Source organism: Pseudomonas sp. MPB03, assembly GCF_046605385.1.
Classification (GTDB): Bacteria; Pseudomonadota; Gammaproteobacteria; order Pseudomonadales; family Pseudomonadaceae; genus Aquipseudomonas; species Aquipseudomonas zanjanensis.
The window spans coordinates 1,299,902-1,316,488 of the sequence record NZ_CP176770.1 but is presented as its reverse complement, the minus strand read 5'-3'; the positions used below and the strand labels follow the sequence as shown (position 1 = coordinate 1,316,488).

Genomic DNA, 16,587 nt, shown 5'->3' with positions numbered 1-16,587 from the left:
TTTACAGTCACCTCACATCAACTGTGGGAGCGAGCTTGCTCGCGATAGCGGTGGGTCAGTTGCCGGTGATGCAGGCTGTGCCGAGGTCATCGCGAGCAAGCTCGCTCCCACAGTGGTTTGGGTCTGATTATAAATTTTGCATCCCCCCAATCCCTGTATCAGGTCAGAACGGTAGTTGCAGGCTCTCCTGGCCTTCGAGGCTGAGCAGGAACTGTTTGGCTGCCAGGCCGCCAGCGAAGCCGGTAAGACTGCCGGAGCTGCCGATGACGCGGTGGCACGGGGCGATGATCGAGATAGGGTTGCGGCCATTGGCGGCGCCGACCGCCCGGACCGCTGTGGGTTGGCCGATCTGGAGGGCGATGTCGCGGTAGCTGCGGGTTTCACCAAAGGGGATGGTCAACAGGGCCTGCCAGACCCGGACCTGAAAGTCAGTGCCGGCAAAATCCAGTTCCAGCTCGAAACGGCGGCGTTGGCCGGCGAAGTATTCCAGCAACTGACGTTCGGTTTCCTTGAGGAGCGGATGCCGGGTGTCCTCTTCCAAAGGCCCCAGGCGTACCCGATTGAGCCGCTCGTTTTCCCACAGGATGGCCGCCAGCCTTGTCTCCCGGGCGACGAGGATCAGTTGGCCGACGGGGGATGGGATGGTTTTGTAGAGGGGCAACATCGAGGGATTCCTTGTCAAAGCCTTTGTGGCGAGGGAGCTTGCTCCCGGTGGGTTGCGAAGCGACCCTACACGTGGCACTGCGGTGTGTCAGATTATCAGTTGGGGCTGCTTCGCAGCCCAGCGGGAGCAAGCTCCCTCGCCACGGAGATCTCACCAGCCGCAATATCTTGCTCAGCCCAACAACCCCAACGCTTTCGCCCGCGCCACCGCCTGGGTGCGGCGCTCGACGCCGAGTTTGCTGTTGATGTGGCTGGCGTGGGTCTTGACGGTGTGCAGGGAGATAAACAATTGCTCGCTGATCTCCTGGTTCGAACAGCCTTGGGCAATCAACTGCAACACCGCCCGTTCGCGACTGCTCAGGGTTTCGACAGGTGCCGCAGGGTCGACCAGTTGGGCCACCGAGGGCAGGCGTTCGAGCAGATGTTCGCGCAAGGTGCTGGGCGGCGCGTTCAGCAGTTGTTCGCGCAGCCATTCACAGTGCTTGCCCAGCAACCACTCGAACGGCTGCAACACCCCACCGCTGGCGGCTTCGAAAGCCTGGGCCAGGGTGCGGCGGGCTTCGGGTTCGCGGCCGAGGCTCAACAGCAAGGCGACTTTCTGGTTGAGCGCCATCACGCTGAGCATCTGCCGGCCGGTTTGCTGGCCGTGCTCCAACAAGGCATTGAGCCGGCCTTCGGCGAGCATCGGTTGACCCCGGATGGATTCCAGCACCGCCTGTTGCAGTTCGACATGCAGCGGCAGTTGCGGATGGAATTCCGGAGGCGCGGCGGCCCGCTCACCCGTGTAGGTCTGGCCCAGGCGGGCCAGCCAGGCTTCGGCCAGGTCGGTACGGCCCTGGGCCAGCCAGAGTTCGCATTTGACCAGGGTAATCATCGCCAGGTAGTAGATCGGCGGAACATCCCAGATGTGCATCAGGCGCTCGGCTTCAGCCAGTTCGGCAAAAGCCCGGGCGAACTCGCCGCTGTAGCCTTCGATCCGCGCGACCACGCAGTGACCGATCAGCACGCTGATGTCGCGGCAGGCGCGGGCTTCGGTGAGGCCCGCCTGCAACCGCGCCAGGCCGGCCTGGGGCTGCAGGCGCAAGGTCAGCAGGAAACCTTCGTACATGATCAGTCGTGCCCGCACCGCATAGAGCCGCTGGGGCGACAGCTTGTGCAAACGTTGCAGGCCATGGTGCACTTCATCCAGTGCCCGCAGGATCTCTCCCCGCGCCTGCAGGACCCGAGCGCGATCGTAATGGGCCAAGGCCTCGAACAATGGATTGCCGACCCGCTGCGCCAGCTCCAGGGAATCGCGGTTCAGGTTACGCGCGCGCCACAGGTCGCCGTCGGCAATGGCCAGGTTCGACAAGGTGGACAGGCACATCAGCCGCTGGCCGTAACGTTTTTGCGGCAGGCTCTCCAGGGCTTCGCTGCAATAACGCACGGTCGCCTCGCGATCGCCACGACCCCGGGCGACGATGCCGCTCAGGGCCAGCCACTGGGCGAGCATGGATTTTTGCGCAGTGGCCGAAGGGGCCGGCAGGAAACGACTCAAGTGCGCGGCCAGCTCTTCGGCGGCATCCAGTTGGCAGGCCAAGCCCAGCGCCCAACTGTAGAGCACGATCAGCCGCGGCGTGCTGATGAGCAGGCTGTCGGGCAGGTCCATTTTCCAGCGCAGCAACATGCCGACGTTCTGCTCCGCCAGCAGTTGTTCCTCCGAGAGGTTCTGCACCAGGTTCGCCGCCACATCCAGGTGGCCGGCCCGCAGCGCCTGTTCCACGGCTTCGTCGATCAGGCCCTGGGCGTTGAACCAGCGGCAGGCCCGCAGGTGCAGGGTCGCGGCCGGGACCATGGCCGGCGCGCTGGGACGACTGCGCAGCAGATCGGAAAACAGATGGTGGTAACGGTACCAATGGCCGTGCTCGTCCAATGGCACCAGGAATACTTGGTGGGACGCCAGGTAACGCAGGATCTCGGCGCTGTCATGGGCTTCGCGCACGGCGTCGCACAGCGCGCTGCAGAAGCGTTCCTGAGGGGCCGTGTCATAGAGGAACGCCTGCACCTCGGCGGGCAGGCAATCGATGACTTCTTCGAGCAGGTAATCGCGAATCAACCCTTCGCCGCCATTCAAGGCCTGGGGCAGCAGGCCTTCGGTGCCGGCTTCAGACGCCGCCAGCAACCAGAACCGCAGTCCCGCCACCCAACCTTCGCTGCGCTGGATGAGGTTTTCCAACGCCTCACCGCGCAACGAGCTGCTGTGATGCTGGAGCAGGGTCAAGGCTTCGTCATGGGTCAGGCGCAGGTCTTGTTCATTGAGTTCGAGCAATTGCCGCGACAGGCGCAGGCGCGCCAGGTGCCAGTCCGGACGCTGGCGGCTGGTGACAAGGACCAGCAGACCGTCGGGCAGGTGATTGAGGAAAAATTGCAGGCAGCGATCCAGCACCGGGCTTTGGGCCAGGTGGTAATCGTCCAGGACCAGCAGCAAGGGATTGCGCGGCGACAAGTGCGTGGACAGTTCGTCCAGCAAGCCATCGAGCCATTCTTCGAAGGCGAAGGGCTGGTGGCGCTGGCGCATTTTCAGCAACCCCAGTGCCCGGCCACCCAGTTGCGGGAAAAAGGCCTGGAGCCCTTCGAGCAAACGTTCCAGGAAACGCCCGGGATCGTTGTCCCTGGCGCTGAGCCCCAGCCAGAGACTTTGCCAATAGGCCGGCAGGCTCTGGCAGAACTCCACCGCCAGGGAGCTTTTACCAAACCCCGCCGGCGCACTGACCAACAACAACCTGCCCCCGAGCCCAGCGGCCAAACGCTGGCACAACCGCGGCCGCACGACATGGCCGTCGGGCAAGGGCGGGCGGTAGAAACGCCCGTCCTGTACCGCGATGGCTGCGCGGGCAGAATCCGGAAGTGAAGACAAATCAGTCATGGCCGGCTCTTGTTGGAATGCGGGTGGCGGCGTTGCAGATGTCCGCAGACTAGCGGTAAACGAGGAGGTATTGAAGGGAGTGCTACAAATGGCTACAAAAAGACTACACGCCGACCGACGTAAAAAATCCAGGCCGCCGCCGCTCTTGTGGCGAGGGAGCTTGCTCCCGCTGGGGTGCGCAGCAGCCCCAAGGCCGCCCCGTTTGATCTGATACCCCGAGTACTCCGCTTTGGGACTGCTTCGCAGTCCAGCGGGAGCAAGCTCCCTCGCCACAGGGGTTTTGTGTGGGTCAAAAAAAACGCCCCGAACCAGTCGGGGCGTTGTTTCGAGGATGCGGCCTCGGGTGGAGCGGTTTAGCGGATACCGTCCTGGCGCAATGCGTTCGGAGTGAAGTCGGCGGTGGTGGCGGTGAAGCCGAAGTCGTAGGCCGATTTCTCTTCGTTCTTCATGCCCAGCGCCAGGTAGCGGCCGGACTGCAGGTCGTAGAGGGTCTCCAGGGCGTACCACGGCACTTGCTTGTCGTAGTAATTCTCGGCATGGGCCTCGGCCACGCGCCACAGTTGGCCACGACCGTCGTAGTGGTCGATCACCGCGGCTTGCCAGGTGTCTTCGTCGATGTAGAAGTCACGCTTGGCGTAGATGTGACGCTGGCCTTCCTTCAGGGTCGCGGTCACATGCCAGACACGACGCAGCTCGTAGCGAGTCAGGTCCTGGTTGATGTGGCCGGCCTTGATGATGTCGGCGTACTTGAGTTGCGGCGAATCGATCTTGTAGCTGTTGGCGGCGATGTACAGCTCTTTCTTGCCTTCCAGCTTCCAGTCGTAGCGATCCGGCGCGCCGTTGTACATGTCCAGGTTGTCGGAAGTACGCAGGCCGTCGGCGGCGGTACCCGGGCCGTCATAGGACACTTGCGGGGCACGGCGCACACGGCGCTGGCCAGCGTTGTAGACCCATGCCGAACGCGGTTCCTTCACTTGGTCGAGGGTTTCGTGCACCAGCAGCACGCCACCGGCCAGGCGCGCCGGCGCGGTCACTTGTTGCTTGAAGTAGAACAGGATGTTGCCTGGGTTGGCCGGATCGAAATCCTTCATCTTGTCGCGGAACACGAACTGGTCGCGGAAGTACACCAGGCTGTAGGAGCCGTTGGGCTGCGGGGTGGCCTGGGTGACCAGGCGCGTCACGCTGCCGCCGCGATAGCGGGTGATGTGGTTCCAGATCACTTCCACGCCGCTCTGGGGAATCGGGAACGGCACGGCCGTCTCGAAGTTCTCCAGGCCGTTGCCGCCGGACACCAGCTTGGTGTTGACCGCATTCTTCTTGATGGAGGCGAACACCTCGTCCGGCACGGTGGCGCCGCGATGGGTCGGGTAGACCGGCATCTTGAAGGTTTCCGGGTAGCGCTTGAACATCGCGTACTGGCCCGGGGCGAGTTTGGCCTTGTACTGCTCGACGTTCTGCGCGGTGATGGTGAACAGCGGTTTCTCAGTCGGGAACGGGTCGGCAAGGAAGCCCTTGCTGTCCACGGCACCGGCGTTCTTGGCCATGGGTTTCCAGGCCGAGATCGAGCCATCGGCATTGCCGGCCATCTCGGCGCCCATCGGCGTCAGGCTCTTGCCCAGTTTGTCGGCCTCGGCCGCGGGTACCGCCGCCATGACGCTGGCGGCCAGCAGGGATAGCCCCAGAACACCGGCCTGCATCAGATTCTTTGTTATTTTCATAGTGTGTCGTCCTGAAATACGGTGCTTAGAAGGTCACGCCGACGCTGAGCGCCAGGAAGTCGCGATCGTCCACGGTGCTGAAGTCGCCACCAAAGAAGTTGGTGTAGGCCAGGCTGGCGTTGTAGGTGTTCTGGTACTCGGCATCCAGCCCGAGGCTGACGGCCTTGCGGCCTTCTTCGAAGTTTCCGCCAGGGCCTGGCGAGTAGCCCTTGACGTCATGGGACCAGGCCACGTTGGGCTTGAGGTTCACGCCGGCGAACACGTCCGGGTATTCCCAGATGGCGCGCGCGCGGTAGCCCCAGGAGGTGGAGGTGGTGAAGCCGTCGTTGTTGCAATTGCTGTTCACGTCGTTGATCGTCTGGCCGCCTCCCCCCGCAGTAGAGCCGTTGAGCGACTCACAGAAATCGTTGGGCAGTTTGCCCGGCCCGAACACCGGATCGCGACCATAACGCGCGTCGGATTTGCTTTCCAGGCCACCAACATGGGTCACCCCGATTTCACCGACCAGCGTCAGGCGGCTGGCGCCCATGACCTGATCCAGGAAGTGCGTGAATGTAGTCTGGAACTGAGTGACCTCTTTACGGCGATAGCCATGCAGGTCTTGGCCCGGCGTGCCCTGGAGCACCGATGCATCGCCAAAGCCGGGAAGCGGCGTCACACCAGCGAAGAGAATGTCAGTGGTGCTCAGTTGTACCGGTGCATTCGGACGATAGCTGATCTCACCGCTCCACGCCGTGCCGGTAGGCAGTGTCGTGGAGAAACTCAGGCCATAGAGACGGATATCTTCTGGGTACTCAACAAAGTAATTGGAGTTACCTGCCACGATCAGAGGGCGCAGTGCCGCGATTGGCCCCGCGGTGTAGAACTGCTGCGCAGCCCCCTGGGCACTGAAAATCGGCGCACGGCTGTGGTAGTTCATGAAGTAGGCACCGAACTCGGTGTCCAGCGGTTCGAACATGTACTTCAACGACGCGCCCCACTGGCCGCTGTCGCGAGCATCGCGGTCCGGGCCTCGACGTACCAGCACGCCTTCTTCGTTGATATCGACACCCTGGCCTTCCAATATCGGAAGAATGACGCCCGGCAGCGGAACGGACGAACGTTTATTCAGCACCCGCAGATTGTCGGTACACCCATCCGCAATCACATCCGGCTGGGAGAAGAACGTGCCGCAGTTATCCACCACGGTCTGGTCCCACTCCAACTGGTAGAACGCCTCGGCCGACAGGTTGTCGGTCAGGCTCTGGGAGACGTAGAACATGTTCACCGGGATCAGGCCTTCCTTGACCTCGGCGCCAGGACGACGGAACGCGGACACGTCGACCGGGTTGATGGAGTTGATGCCGCCCTGGATGAAGGTACTTTCACCCCAGCTGACCACCTGCTTGCCCAGGCGGACCGAGCCCGGCTGATCGGCAATGGCGTAGTTGTGGTAGATGAATGCGTCGAGGATCTGCCCGCCGGAGGACTTGGCGCCTTCCTTGCGGTTGCTGTCGCTGATGTCCTTGTACAGGCGATGTTCGTCCTTGAGTTCGAAGTCGTACCAGTACTTGCCGCGCACGAATATGCCGGTATCGCCGTACTTCAGTTCCAGGTCATGGATGCCCTTGAAGATCTTCGAGAAGGTTTCCCCGCGCTTGAAATTCAGGTGGCCGTCATCGGAGGTCTGCGACAAACCCTTGCCGCCATTGTTGACGCCGATTAGGTCCTTGTTGGCGTTGGCCGTGGACCAGCTCGCGCCGACGGACAGGGACGAGTCGAACTGGCCTTCGATTTCACCGATGTTGAAACTGACGCCGAATGCAGGCCCGGCGAGCGAAGAGGCGAGACTGACCGCCAGAGGCAGTTTTGCCCGGCGCCAGAACGTGGTTGCTGAGGTCATCGACGCTACTCCATGTGCATTATTGTTATGGCAATGGACATTTCAAGAACACCTCGGCGGCAGGGAGCAGCAGCGTCCCGACATCCGTCGAAGTCGCATCGCCCTTTCGTGCGTGCGCCCCGTTCTTGAGAATCCGTGAGCGGACTATAGCCAGCAGGTAGTACGGCTTGATCCCTCTAAAGTGTGATTTGCAGCCCTCAACCACTCTGGAACAGTCCTTTCGCCAGGCCGACAGATGCCGGCACGGCAAGGATGGCTGAAATTTTCGGTTTGACAAGGCAAGCGCTTGCTTGGTGGGGCTGCCGTGCCCTTTCGGGCACGGCAAAAAGGCCTAAAGCGTGGACAGGAAGGTGCTGTTGTTGCTCTGCCATTCGGTGATGTCGACGCGGATGCGCTTCTTGTCGAGCTTGCCGACGCTGGTCTTGGGAATTTCCGTAACAAGGGCGATCTGGCTCGGGATCGCCCACTTGCTCAGGTGCCCCAGCTCGACGAACGGCTTGAGGTGTTCCTTGAGCTCGCGAGCCCCGATCTCATGCCCTTCGCGAATCACCAGCAAGGCAAACGGCCGCTCGCCCCACTGTGGATCGGGAATGCCGACCACTGCTACTTCGCGTACCGCCGCGTGACGGCTGATGAGGTCTTCCAGGTCCAGGGAGGAGATCCATTCGCCACCGGTCTTGATCACGTCCTTGATGCGGTCGCGGATGTCGATGAAGCCCATGTTGTCGAGCGTGGCGACGTCACCGGTGTGCAGCCAGCCGCCGGCCCAGAGCTCGGCGCCCTTCTGCGGCTCGTTGAAATAGCCCTCGGTGAGCCACGGCGCACGCAGCACCAGTTCGCCCTGGGTCTCGCCGTCGGCCGGCAGGAAATTCCCCTCGGTATCGACGATCGCCGCTTCCACCAGCGGCCCTGGCACCCCGGCCTTGATCCGGTAGGTGGTGCGTTCGTCTTCGCTGCCGGCCATCAGCTCAGCATTGAGGTGGGCGCAGGACACCAGCGGGCCGGTTTCCGACATGCCGTAGGCGGCCGTGAGCTGGATGCCCCGGGCCTTGGCCGCTTCGTAAAGGCTGCGGTTCAGGGCGCTGCCGCCGATGACGATTTTCCAGCCGCCGAAGTCGGTGTCCTGGGCGCCCTTGGCATTGAGGACCATTTGCAGGATGGTCGGCACGCAATGGGAAAAGGTGACCTTTTCCTTGCGCCACAACTGGACCAGGAATTCCGGATCGTAGCGGCCCGGGTAGACCTGCTTGAGCCCGAGCATGGTCGCCACGTAGGGCAGGCCCCAGGCATGGACATGGAACATCGGCGTGATGGGCATGTACACGTCGTTGGTGCCCAGCAGCCGCACGCTGTCGATGGAGCCCATGATGGTCGCCACGCCCATGGTGTGCAGCACCAGTTGCCGATGGGTGAAGTACACACCCTTGGGATTGCCCGTGGTGCCGGTGGTATAGAACGTGGTGGCGACGGAATTTTCGTCGAAATCCTGGAAATCGTAGGTGGGGGCGGCGGCGGCCAGCAATTGTTCGTACTCGCCCACCAGGTTCGGCAGGTCGGCGGTTTTTTCCGGCAGGTCAGTCAGCAGCAGGGTCTTGTCCACCGTGGTGAGGTGCCCGGCTATCGCCTGGTACAAGCCGACGAACTCGCTGTTGACCAGCACGAAGCGGTCCTCGGCGTGGTTCATGGTGTAGACGATCTGCTCCGGTGACAGGCGCACGTTGATGGTGTGGATCACCGCGCCGATCATCGGGATCGCGAACATGCATTCCAGGTAGCGATGGCTGTCCCAGTCCATCACCGCCACGGTATCGCCGGCCTTGACCCCCGCCTCGGTCAACACGTTGGCCAGGCGCGCGACCCGCTCGATCAGCGTCGGATAGCTGTAGCGCAACTGGTCACGGTAGATGATCTCGCGGGTTTTCTCGTAACGCGTGCCGGACATCAGCAGCCGCTTGATCAGCAGCGGGTATTGATAGGCGCCTTCGGCGGGAGGAATAACGCGAGTCTGCAACATAAGAGTCCCTTTTCTGACTGCACGGTCTTGGCTGGAAGTAAGCACTCTAGAGCGCTTATACACGGATCAAATCAGCCAAAGGAATGATTTGATCAGCGCGCAGATACTAGCCTTGAGCCATGCCTGGGACTGTAGGAGCTGCCGAGTGCAACGAGGCTGCGATCTTTCCCCTGCCAATTGAATCCAGAGCGAAAGATCAAAAGATCAAAAGATCGCAGCCTTCGGCAGCTCCTACGCAAAGCAAGACGGGGTGGATCAGTGCGACTCGGTAAACGCCAGCTTCACGCCAATGGCGACGAGCACCGCGCCCATGGTCCGGTCGAACCAGTGGCCCATGCGCGCGAAACCGGCGCGTACCCGTTGCTGGCTGAACAGCAGCGCTACCAGGCAGAACCAGACGGCCGTCGCCACCGCCAGGTACACGCCATAACCGGCCTGGATCGCCAGCGGTGTATGCGGGTTGATCACCACGGTGAACAGCGACAGGAAAAACAGCGTCGCCTTGGGGTTCAGGCCATTGGTGACAAAACCGGAAATGAACGCGCCGCGGGCGGTACGCTCACCGATCTCCTGGTGCAGGTTTTCCTCGGCCGGCTTGGCCGGTTGCGCCCGCAGTGCCTTGAAACCGATGTACAGCAAGTACGCGGCGGCGGCCCACTTCAGCGCGTTGAACAGCACGATCGATTGCGACACGATCAGGCCGATGCCCAGCAACGAATAGCCCACATGCAGGAAAATCGCCGTGCCGACGCCCAGCGCCGTCCAGGTCCCGGCGCGCCGGCCATGGGTCACGCTTTCGCGCACCACCACGGCAAAATCCGGCCCGGGGCTGGCAACGGCCAGCAGGTGAATCAGGGCGACGGTGAGGAATTCGGCGAGGTACATGGTGGGGCTCCTTACGACAATCTTTTGTTGGATGACATCCCGTGGCGAGGGAGCTTGCTCCCGCTCGACTGCGCGTAGGAGCTGTCGAGTGCAACGAGGCTGCGATCTTTCCCAAGACTCTTGAGTCCCAAGCGAAAGATCAAAAGATCGCAGGCTTCGCCAGCTCCTACAGAGCCCAGCGCTTGCTCCGTCACCACAGGTATACGCCGCCATGGCAGCATTCCATCTGATAGGCTCGCCACATTACGCCTTCGGTTCTTGACATAAAAGGTACAGCTGATGACGAACACCGCTCGCGCCGTTTTCCTCGACCACCCTTCCCTGGACCTCGGCGACCTGGACCTGGGCCCGCTGCGCGGCTGCTTCAGCGAACTGCAACTGTTCGCCCGGACCACGCCAGACCAGGTGACCGAGCGGCTCAAGGGCGCCACCGTGGCAATCACCAACAAAATCGTGATCGATGCCCAAGCGATGGCGGCCAGCCCGGACCTGAAGCTGATTTTGATCAGTGCCACCGGCACCAACAATGTCGACCTGGCGGCGGCCCGCAGCCACGGCATCACCGTGTGCAATTGCCAAGGCTACGGCACGCCATCGGTGGCCCAACACACGATCATGCTGTTGCTGAACCTGGCGACGCGCCTGGCCGATTATCAAAAGGCGGTGGGTGAAGGTCGCTGGCAGCAGGCTTCGCAGTTCTGCCTGCTGGACTATCCGATTGTCGAACTGGAGGGCAAGACCCTGGGCCTGCTCGGCCATGGCGAGTTGGGCAGCGCCGTCGGGCGGCTGGCCGAAGCCTTTGGCATGCGTGTGCTGCTGGGGCAGATCCCCGGCCGCCCGGCCCGCCCCGACCGCTTGCCGCTGGAGCAATTGCTGCCACACGTCGATGCCCTGACCCTGCACTGCCCGCTCAATGAGCACACCCGCCACTTCATCGGCGCCCGCGAACTGGCATTGCTCAAGCCCGGTGCGTTCGTGGTCAACACCGCCCGTGGCGGCCTGATCGACGAACAGGCGCTGGCCGAGGCCCTGCGCCGCGGTCACTTGGGTGGCGCGGCCACCGACGTGCTGAGCGTGGAGCCGCCGGTCCAAGGCAATCCGCTGCTGGCCGGCGATATTCCACGCTTGATCGTCACCCCCCACAACGCCTGGGGCAGCCGCGAGGCTCGGCAACGGATCGTCGGCCAAATGAGCGAAAACGCCCAAGGCTTTTTCAGCGGTACAGCGCGGCGTGTCGTCAGTTGATAAACTGCCGCACTTTTTTTCAAGGAGCAGACCATGGATCCGCGCAGTGAAGTACTGCTTCGTCAGGCCGAGTTATTCCAGGGTTCGGTGTTGTTGGCCGGCCTGCCCGCCGACGACCTGCTCGGCCGTTTGCCCGAGGCCCATGGCTGGTGCTGGCATGCCGGCGATCAGGCCGCGCTGGATGCTCGTTTCCCCGAGCGCAGCCACTTTGGCGTGAACGTCCCGGAGCATGGGTTCGACACCGCCGTGGTATTCCTGCCCAAGGCCAAGGACCTGACCGATTACATCCTCAATGCCGTGGCGGCGCGCCTGGCTGGTCGTGAGGTGTACCTGGTGGGGGAAAAACGCAGCGGCATCGAAGGGGCGTCCAAGCAACTCAACCCGTTCGGCAAGCCGCGCAAGCTCGATAGCGCACGGCACTGCCAGCTGTGGCAGGTCACGGTCGCGAATGCGCCCGAGGCCAAGCCACTGGAAAGCCTGGCCCAGACCTACGAACTGCCCCTGGCCGAAGGCCCGCTGACAGTCATCAGCCTGCCCGGGGTGTTCAGCCATGGCCGCCTGGATCGCGGCAGTGCGCTGCTGTTGGAACACTTGGATAAACTGCCTAGCGGCCATCTGCTGGACTTCGGCTGCGGTGCCGGGGTGCTGGGGGCGGCGGTCAAGCGACGCTACCCGCACAATACCGTCACCCTGCTGGACGTGGACGCTTTCGCCGCCGCCAGCAGCCGCCTGACTTTGGCCGCCAATGGCCTGGAAGCCGACGTGCTGACCGGTGATGGCATTGACGCCGCGCCGATGGGTTTGAGCGCGATCCTGAGCAACCCACCGTTCCATGTGGGCGTGCACACCGATTACCACGCCACGGAGAACCTGCTGCGAAAAGCGGCCAAACATCTGAAAAACGGCGGCGAACTTCGCCTGGTGGCCAATAGTTTCCTCAAGTACCAACCCTTGATCGAAGAGCATCTGGGCGTCTGCGCGATCAAGGCCGAAGGCCAGGGTTTTCGCATCTACCGGGCCAAGCGTGGCTGAGGCGTTTTTACAAAACAGCACTTGCCCAATCGGATTTGCCTAGGCAGAATCCGCTCCGTCCTAGGGGAGTAGTCTCCCGCGAGCGCCATGCTCGCCCGGCATACGTCAACATACTTGGTCAGCAGACCATGGCGTATGCGGCCCAAGCGTCCACGCAGATGGTCGCTGGGTTTGACAAGACCTATGACACGCACACCTTACCCGGGGCGGGAAGGCTGTACGTGTCATAGCCGTGTCGACCCGCCCCTTTAGGAAATTCCCTGATGCTGGACTCACTCCTGGTACCCACGGCGATCGTTGCGCTGGCCGAAATCGGCGACAAGACGCAATTGCTCGCGCTCATCCTGGCGGCACGCTTTCGCAAACCCTGGCCGATCATCGCTGGCATCGTGGCCGCGACCCTGGCCAACCATGCGGCGGCCGGCGCGGTCGGCGCCTGGGTCAGCGGTTTTTTCTCCGACGCGGTCCTGCACTGGATACTGGCGGCCAGCTTCGCGGCCACGGCACTGTGGACCTTGGTCCCGGACAAACTGGACGATGAAGAAGCCAACACGGCCCGCAAGTTCGGACCGTTCCTGACCACGCTGATTGCGTTTTTCCTGGCGGAAATCGGCGACAAGACCCAGATCGCCACGGTGATGCTCGCCGCGCAATACCCGGAGCTGTGGTTGGTGATCATCGGCACCACCGTGGGCATGTTGATTGCCAACGTGCCGGTGGTCCTGGCGGGCAATTTCGCCGCCGAGAAGCTGCCCCTGACCCTGATCCGCCGCCTGGCCGCCTCGGCGTTCTTCGTCCTGGCGATCGTGGCGGTGTACAAGGCGATGCAGAGCAGTGGGTGGGTTTGAGGCTGTTGTGGCGAGGGAGCTTGCTCCCGCTCGGTTGCGCAGCGACCGCAAGCTTTTGGGGCCGCTTCGCCCGAGGCGTCGGACCGGCCCAGCGGGAGCAAGCTCCCTCGCCACAAAAAAGTTTCACCACATGACGGTGGTTACTTCTTGGCCTGCTGATACAGCGGCATCACCTTCGGAATCGCCGCCTGCAACGAAGCAATACGGCTGCTCGACGATGGGTGGGTGCTCATGAACTCCGGTGGCGCGCCTTCCGACGCCTTGGCCATTTTGTTCCACAAGGTGATCGCGGCGTTCGGGTTATAGCCGGCGCGGGCGGCCAGTTCGAGGCCGATCAGGTCGGCTTCGTTCTCGTTGCCACGGCTGTTGGGCAAGGTCATGCCGTAGTTGGCGACGGTGTCGGCCAACGCCAGGCTGTCCTGGCCGAGGCCGAACAAGGCACCGGCGCCCTGCTTGGCCATTTCGATGCCGTAGGCCTTGGACATCGCCTCGCGCCCGTGCTCGCGCAGGGCGTGGGCGATTTCATGGCCGATGATCGCGGCGATTTCATCGTCGGTGAGCTTCAGCTTATTGATCAAGCCGGTGTAGAAAATGATTTTCCCACCAGGGCCGCAGCTGGCGTTGAGCTCGTCGCTCTTGATCAGGTTCACTTCCCAGTTCCATTGCGCCGAATCCGGACGGAACACCGGCGCCTGGGCGATCAGTCGACTGGAGATGGCCTGGACGCGCTTGGCATCGCTGCTGGTCTTGTCCAAGACGCCCTGGGCACTCGCCTCGCCCATCGTCTTTTGATAGGACTGGGCATACATCTGGTTGACCTGGTCGGTCGACAGCATGCTGAACATGTACTGCTTGCGTTCCACACCCACGGCTCCGCCGCTGGTGGTATTGACCGACTGGCAACCGGCGAGCAGCAGCGCCGCGCTCAGAGCACTCACCATCAATGTCTTGTTCATGTAAAAGAAGCTCCCTGGAAACGTGGGCGTATCCTAGGCCTTGATTTGTATCGGCGCCAGATACACAACGAGGGGATTGCGGTTTTTTTGGACAGAACCACTGCGCCCATTTGCGACACCCACCTAGCCAAAACAGTCACCCGACGAACAGCGCCTCATGCCGCGCCACAGAAACGCCGATAAAGATCCCAGACGTCATTTCCGCGTCCGGAGTCTTTATGAAATTCAGATCGATCCAGTTTTCCGTGGCCGCCCTGGCCGGTGCCATCGTGCTCAGCGTGGTCGGCGCCCTTGTGTTGTACGCGCTGTTTGCCGGCGCCCGCACCCAGGAGATGGTGCAACAGCGAACCAAGGCGCAGTTCGAGCAACTCATCGAACAACGCCTCAGTGCCTTGGCACGTACCCAGGCCAGCCTGATCCAGCGGGAACTGGAAGCCCCGCTGTTGCTCGCCCGCGGCCTGGCCACCACGAATGCCTTGATGGGCATGAACGGCGCGGACGGCAACCCGCAACTGAAGGTGCCCCGGGAGCAGATGATCAGCCTGTTGCGCGAAACCGTCGTACGCAACCCGAAAATCCTCGGCGCCTACATCGCCTGGGAGCCGAATGCCATCGACCGCGACGACGCCAATTACGTGGACAGCCCGGTGCTGGGCATGGAAACCAACGGGCGTTTCCTGCCCTGGTGGTTTCGCAACCAGGACGGCTCCCTGGGCCTGGAAAAGCTCGCCGATGTGACCGATCAAAAACTGCTCTCCACCGGCATTCGCGCCAGTGAGTACTACCTGTGCTCCCAGGACAGCAAGAAGGCCTGCGTGATCGATCCGGCGCCCTACCGCGTCGGCAGCACGATGACCATGCTCGCTTCGTTCATCGAACCGATCATGATCGAGGGCAAGTTCCAGGGCATCGTCGGGGCCGACCTGTCGGTGAACTTCATCCAGGACATGCTCGTGGCCGCCGACGGCAAGCTGTACGACGGCGCCGGGGAAATGGCCTTGCTCTCAAGCAACAACCGGCTGGTGGCCTTCACCAAGGACCCGAGCAAACTCGGGGAAAAGGCCAGCGACCTGCTGGACGCCAATGAACTGGATAACCTGACCAAACTGGGCGTCGGCGAAGTGCGTTACGACATCGACGAAGCCCACGGGCATATCGAGGTGTACATGCCGTTCGGCATCGGCGAGACCAACGCCCGCTGGACGCTGATGCTGCAACTGCCGCTGAACGCGGTCATGGCCGACCTGCATGCCTTGCAGCAAGACCTCGACCATCGGCGCCAGACCGACATCTTCGGCATGGCGATGGTGGGCCTGGTGATTGCCGGGATCGGTCTGCTGGTGATCTGGCTGGTGGGCCACGGCATCGCCCGGCCACTCAAGCAGATGGTGGCGATGCTCGATGACATCGCCCAGGGCGAAGGCGACCTGACCCGTCGCCTGGTGAGCGACCGCGCCGACGAACTGGGCGCGATCGCCAGGGGCTTCAACACCTTCCTGAGCAAGTTGCAGGGCATGATCACCCAGGTGGTGACCTCGGTGCAGAGTGTCAGCGATTCATCGGAGCACACCGCCGATATCGCGATCCGCACCAACCAGGGCGTGCACAAGCAGATGACGGAGATCGATCAGGTCGCCACGGCCGTGCACGAAATGACCGCCACCGCCCAGGACGTGGCCCGCAACGCGACCCAGGCGGCCCAGGCTGCCAGTCATGCGGATCAGGCCGCCAGCCAGGGCATGCAGATCGTGCGGGACACTTCCACCTCCATTGGCGCCCTGGCCGTGGAAATCGGCAAGGCGGTGGGTGTGGTGCAGACCCTGGCCAAGGACAGCGAGAACATCAATGCGATCCTCACCGCCATCCGCGGGATCGCCGAGCAGACCAACCTGTTGGCCCTCAACGCAGCCATCGAAGCCGCCCGGGCCGGTGAACAGGGCCGTGGTTTCGCGGTGGTCGCCGATGAAGTGCGCAACCTGGCGCAGAAGACCCAGCAGGCGACTGAAGAAATCCAGGCAATGATCCAGCAACTGCAACAAGGCACCCGGGATGTGGTTCGGGTGATGGAAGACAGCCAGCATCGTACCGATGAAAGCGTGCAACATGCGGCGAAAGCGGCCCAGGCCTTGGAAACGATTACCCAGGCGGTGTCGGTGATCAACGACATGAATACCCAGATCGCCAGCGCTGCCGAGGAACAGAGCGCCGTGGCCGACGACATCAACCGCAACGTGATCAACATCGGGCAAGTGGCGAACGAAGTGGCCAGCGGTGCCGACGAATCCAGCGCGGCCAGCGCCGGGCTGACCAAACTGGCAGAGCAGCAGCGGCGGCTGATCAACCAGTTCAGGGTCTGATTCTAAGGCCCCATCGCGAGCAAGCTCGCTCCCACAGGGGGATTTGCGGCGGTATGCAGATCTTGCGTACACCACAAAACAA

The 16,587-nt window shown here is 62.6% G+C and carries 11 protein-coding genes, 1 pseudogene and 1 riboswitch; of the genes and pseudogenes, 5 read left to right on the top strand and 7 right to left on the bottom strand.

Annotated features, from left to right (window positions below):
* Positions 1-163 precede the first annotated feature (163 nt).
* From ACLH0I_RS05580 to ACLH0I_RS05555, 6 genes are all read right to left on the bottom strand, one after another.
* Positions 164-664 carry a methylated-DNA--[protein]-cysteine S-methyltransferase gene (locus ACLH0I_RS05580; RefSeq protein WP_250964727.1) on the bottom strand — a complete coding sequence of 167 codons (501 nt, stop codon included), beginning with the start codon at positions 662-664 and terminating at the stop codon, positions 164-166.
* A gap of 171 nt (positions 665-835) precedes the next feature.
* The gene (locus tag ACLH0I_RS05575) at positions 836-3,568 is read right to left on the bottom strand and encodes a LuxR C-terminal-related transcriptional regulator (RefSeq protein WP_411386507.1); all 2,733 of its coding nucleotides are present in this window, start codon (positions 3,566-3,568) and stop codon (positions 836-838) included.
* Between the two features lie 353 nt (positions 3,569-3,921).
* Positions 3,922-5,286, bottom strand: a complete 1,365-nt coding sequence (locus ACLH0I_RS05570) for a DUF1329 domain-containing protein (protein ID WP_053118519.1) — start codon at positions 5,284-5,286, stop codon at positions 3,922-3,924.
* 25 nt (positions 5,287-5,311) lie between these two features.
* Positions 5,312-7,168 carry a DUF1302 domain-containing protein gene (locus ACLH0I_RS05565; protein WP_250964724.1) on the bottom strand — a complete coding sequence of 619 codons (1,857 nt, stop codon included), beginning with the start codon at positions 7,166-7,168 and terminating at the stop codon, positions 5,312-5,314.
* A 331-nt stretch (positions 7,169-7,499) separates the two neighbouring features.
* Complete coding sequence (locus tag ACLH0I_RS05560) at positions 7,500-9,182, bottom strand: fatty acid--CoA ligase (RefSeq protein WP_411386506.1); 1,683 nt, start codon at positions 9,180-9,182, stop codon at positions 7,500-7,502.
* Between the two features lie 255 nt (positions 9,183-9,437).
* Entirely contained in the window at positions 9,438-10,067 is a 630-nt protein-coding gene (locus ACLH0I_RS05555) for a LysE family translocator (RefSeq protein ID WP_207963216.1), read from the bottom strand.
* A gap of 279 nt (positions 10,068-10,346) precedes the next feature.
* On the opposite strand from ACLH0I_RS05555, the gene ACLH0I_RS05550 reads away from it, so the two are divergent.
* The 3 genes from ACLH0I_RS05550 (at position 10,347) to ACLH0I_RS05540 (ending at position 13,192) form a co-directional block, all read left to right on the top strand.
* Entirely contained in the window at positions 10,347-11,312 is a 966-nt protein-coding gene (locus ACLH0I_RS05550; protein WP_411386505.1) for a 2-hydroxyacid dehydrogenase, read from the top strand.
* 33 nt (positions 11,313-11,345) lie between these two features.
* Entirely contained in the window at positions 11,346-12,344 is a 999-nt protein-coding gene (locus ACLH0I_RS05545) for a class I SAM-dependent methyltransferase (protein ID WP_186730422.1), read from the top strand.
* A gap of 51 nt (positions 12,345-12,395) precedes the next feature.
* Positions 12,396-12,516, top strand: a riboswitch (yybP-ykoY riboswitch).
* A gap of 91 nt (positions 12,517-12,607) precedes the next feature.
* A complete protein-coding gene (locus ACLH0I_RS05540; protein WP_186708873.1) occupies positions 12,608-13,192 on the top strand; it encodes a TMEM165/GDT1 family protein in 585 nt (194 codons plus the stop codon).
* A gap of 140 nt (positions 13,193-13,332) precedes the next feature.
* Here ACLH0I_RS05540 and ACLH0I_RS05535 read toward each other — a convergent pair whose 3' ends face one another.
* Positions 13,333-14,148 (bottom strand): M48 family metallopeptidase, encoded by an 816-nt coding sequence (locus tag ACLH0I_RS05535; protein ID WP_250964719.1) that lies wholly within the window; start codon positions 14,146-14,148, stop codon positions 13,333-13,335.
* Between the two features lie 218 nt (positions 14,149-14,366).
* On the opposite strand from ACLH0I_RS05535, the pseudogene ACLH0I_RS05530 reads away from it, so the two are divergent.
* Positions 14,367-15,647: pseudogene (locus ACLH0I_RS05530) on the top strand (HAMP domain-containing protein); the annotation flags it as partial.
* 15 nt (positions 15,648-15,662) lie between these two features.
* A complete protein-coding gene (locus ACLH0I_RS05525) occupies positions 15,663-16,505 on the top strand; it encodes a methyl-accepting chemotaxis protein (RefSeq protein ID WP_411387464.1) in 843 nt (280 codons plus the stop codon).
* Positions 16,506-16,587: the final 82 nt, after the last annotated feature.

Coding starts and splice junctions, on each gene's coding strand:
- ACLH0I_RS05580 (WP_250964727.1), bottom strand. CDS start 664: ATGTTGCCCCTCTACAAAACCATCCCATCCCCCGTCGGCCAACTGATC.
- ACLH0I_RS05560 (WP_411386506.1), bottom strand. CDS start 9,182: ATGTTGCAGACTCGCGTTATTCCTCCCGCCGAAGGCGCCTATCAATAC.
- ACLH0I_RS05555 (WP_207963216.1), bottom strand. CDS start 10,067: ATGTACCTCGCCGAATTCCTCACCGTCGCCCTGATTCACCTGCTGGCC.
- ACLH0I_RS05545 (WP_186730422.1), top strand. CDS start 11,346: ATGGATCCGCGCAGTGAAGTACTGCTTCGTCAGGCCGAGTTATTCCAG.
- ACLH0I_RS05535 (WP_250964719.1), bottom strand. CDS start 14,148: ATGAACAAGACATTGATGGTGAGTGCTCTGAGCGCGGCGCTGCTGCTC.
- ACLH0I_RS05565 (WP_250964724.1), bottom strand. CDS start 7,168: ATGACCTCAGCAACCACGTTCTGGCGCCGGGCAAAACTGCCTCTGGCG.
- ACLH0I_RS05540 (WP_186708873.1), top strand. CDS start 12,608: ATGCTGGACTCACTCCTGGTACCCACGGCGATCGTTGCGCTGGCCGAA.
- ACLH0I_RS05525 (WP_411387464.1), top strand. CDS start 15,663: ATGATCACCCAGGTGGTGACCTCGGTGCAGAGTGTCAGCGATTCATCG.
- ACLH0I_RS05570 (WP_053118519.1), bottom strand. CDS start 5,286: ATGAAAATAACAAAGAATCTGATGCAGGCCGGTGTTCTGGGGCTATCC.
- ACLH0I_RS05550 (WP_411386505.1), top strand. CDS start 10,347: ATGACGAACACCGCTCGCGCCGTTTTCCTCGACCACCCTTCCCTGGAC.
- ACLH0I_RS05575 (WP_411386507.1), bottom strand. CDS start 3,568: ATGACTGATTTGTCTTCACTTCCGGATTCTGCCCGCGCAGCCATCGCG.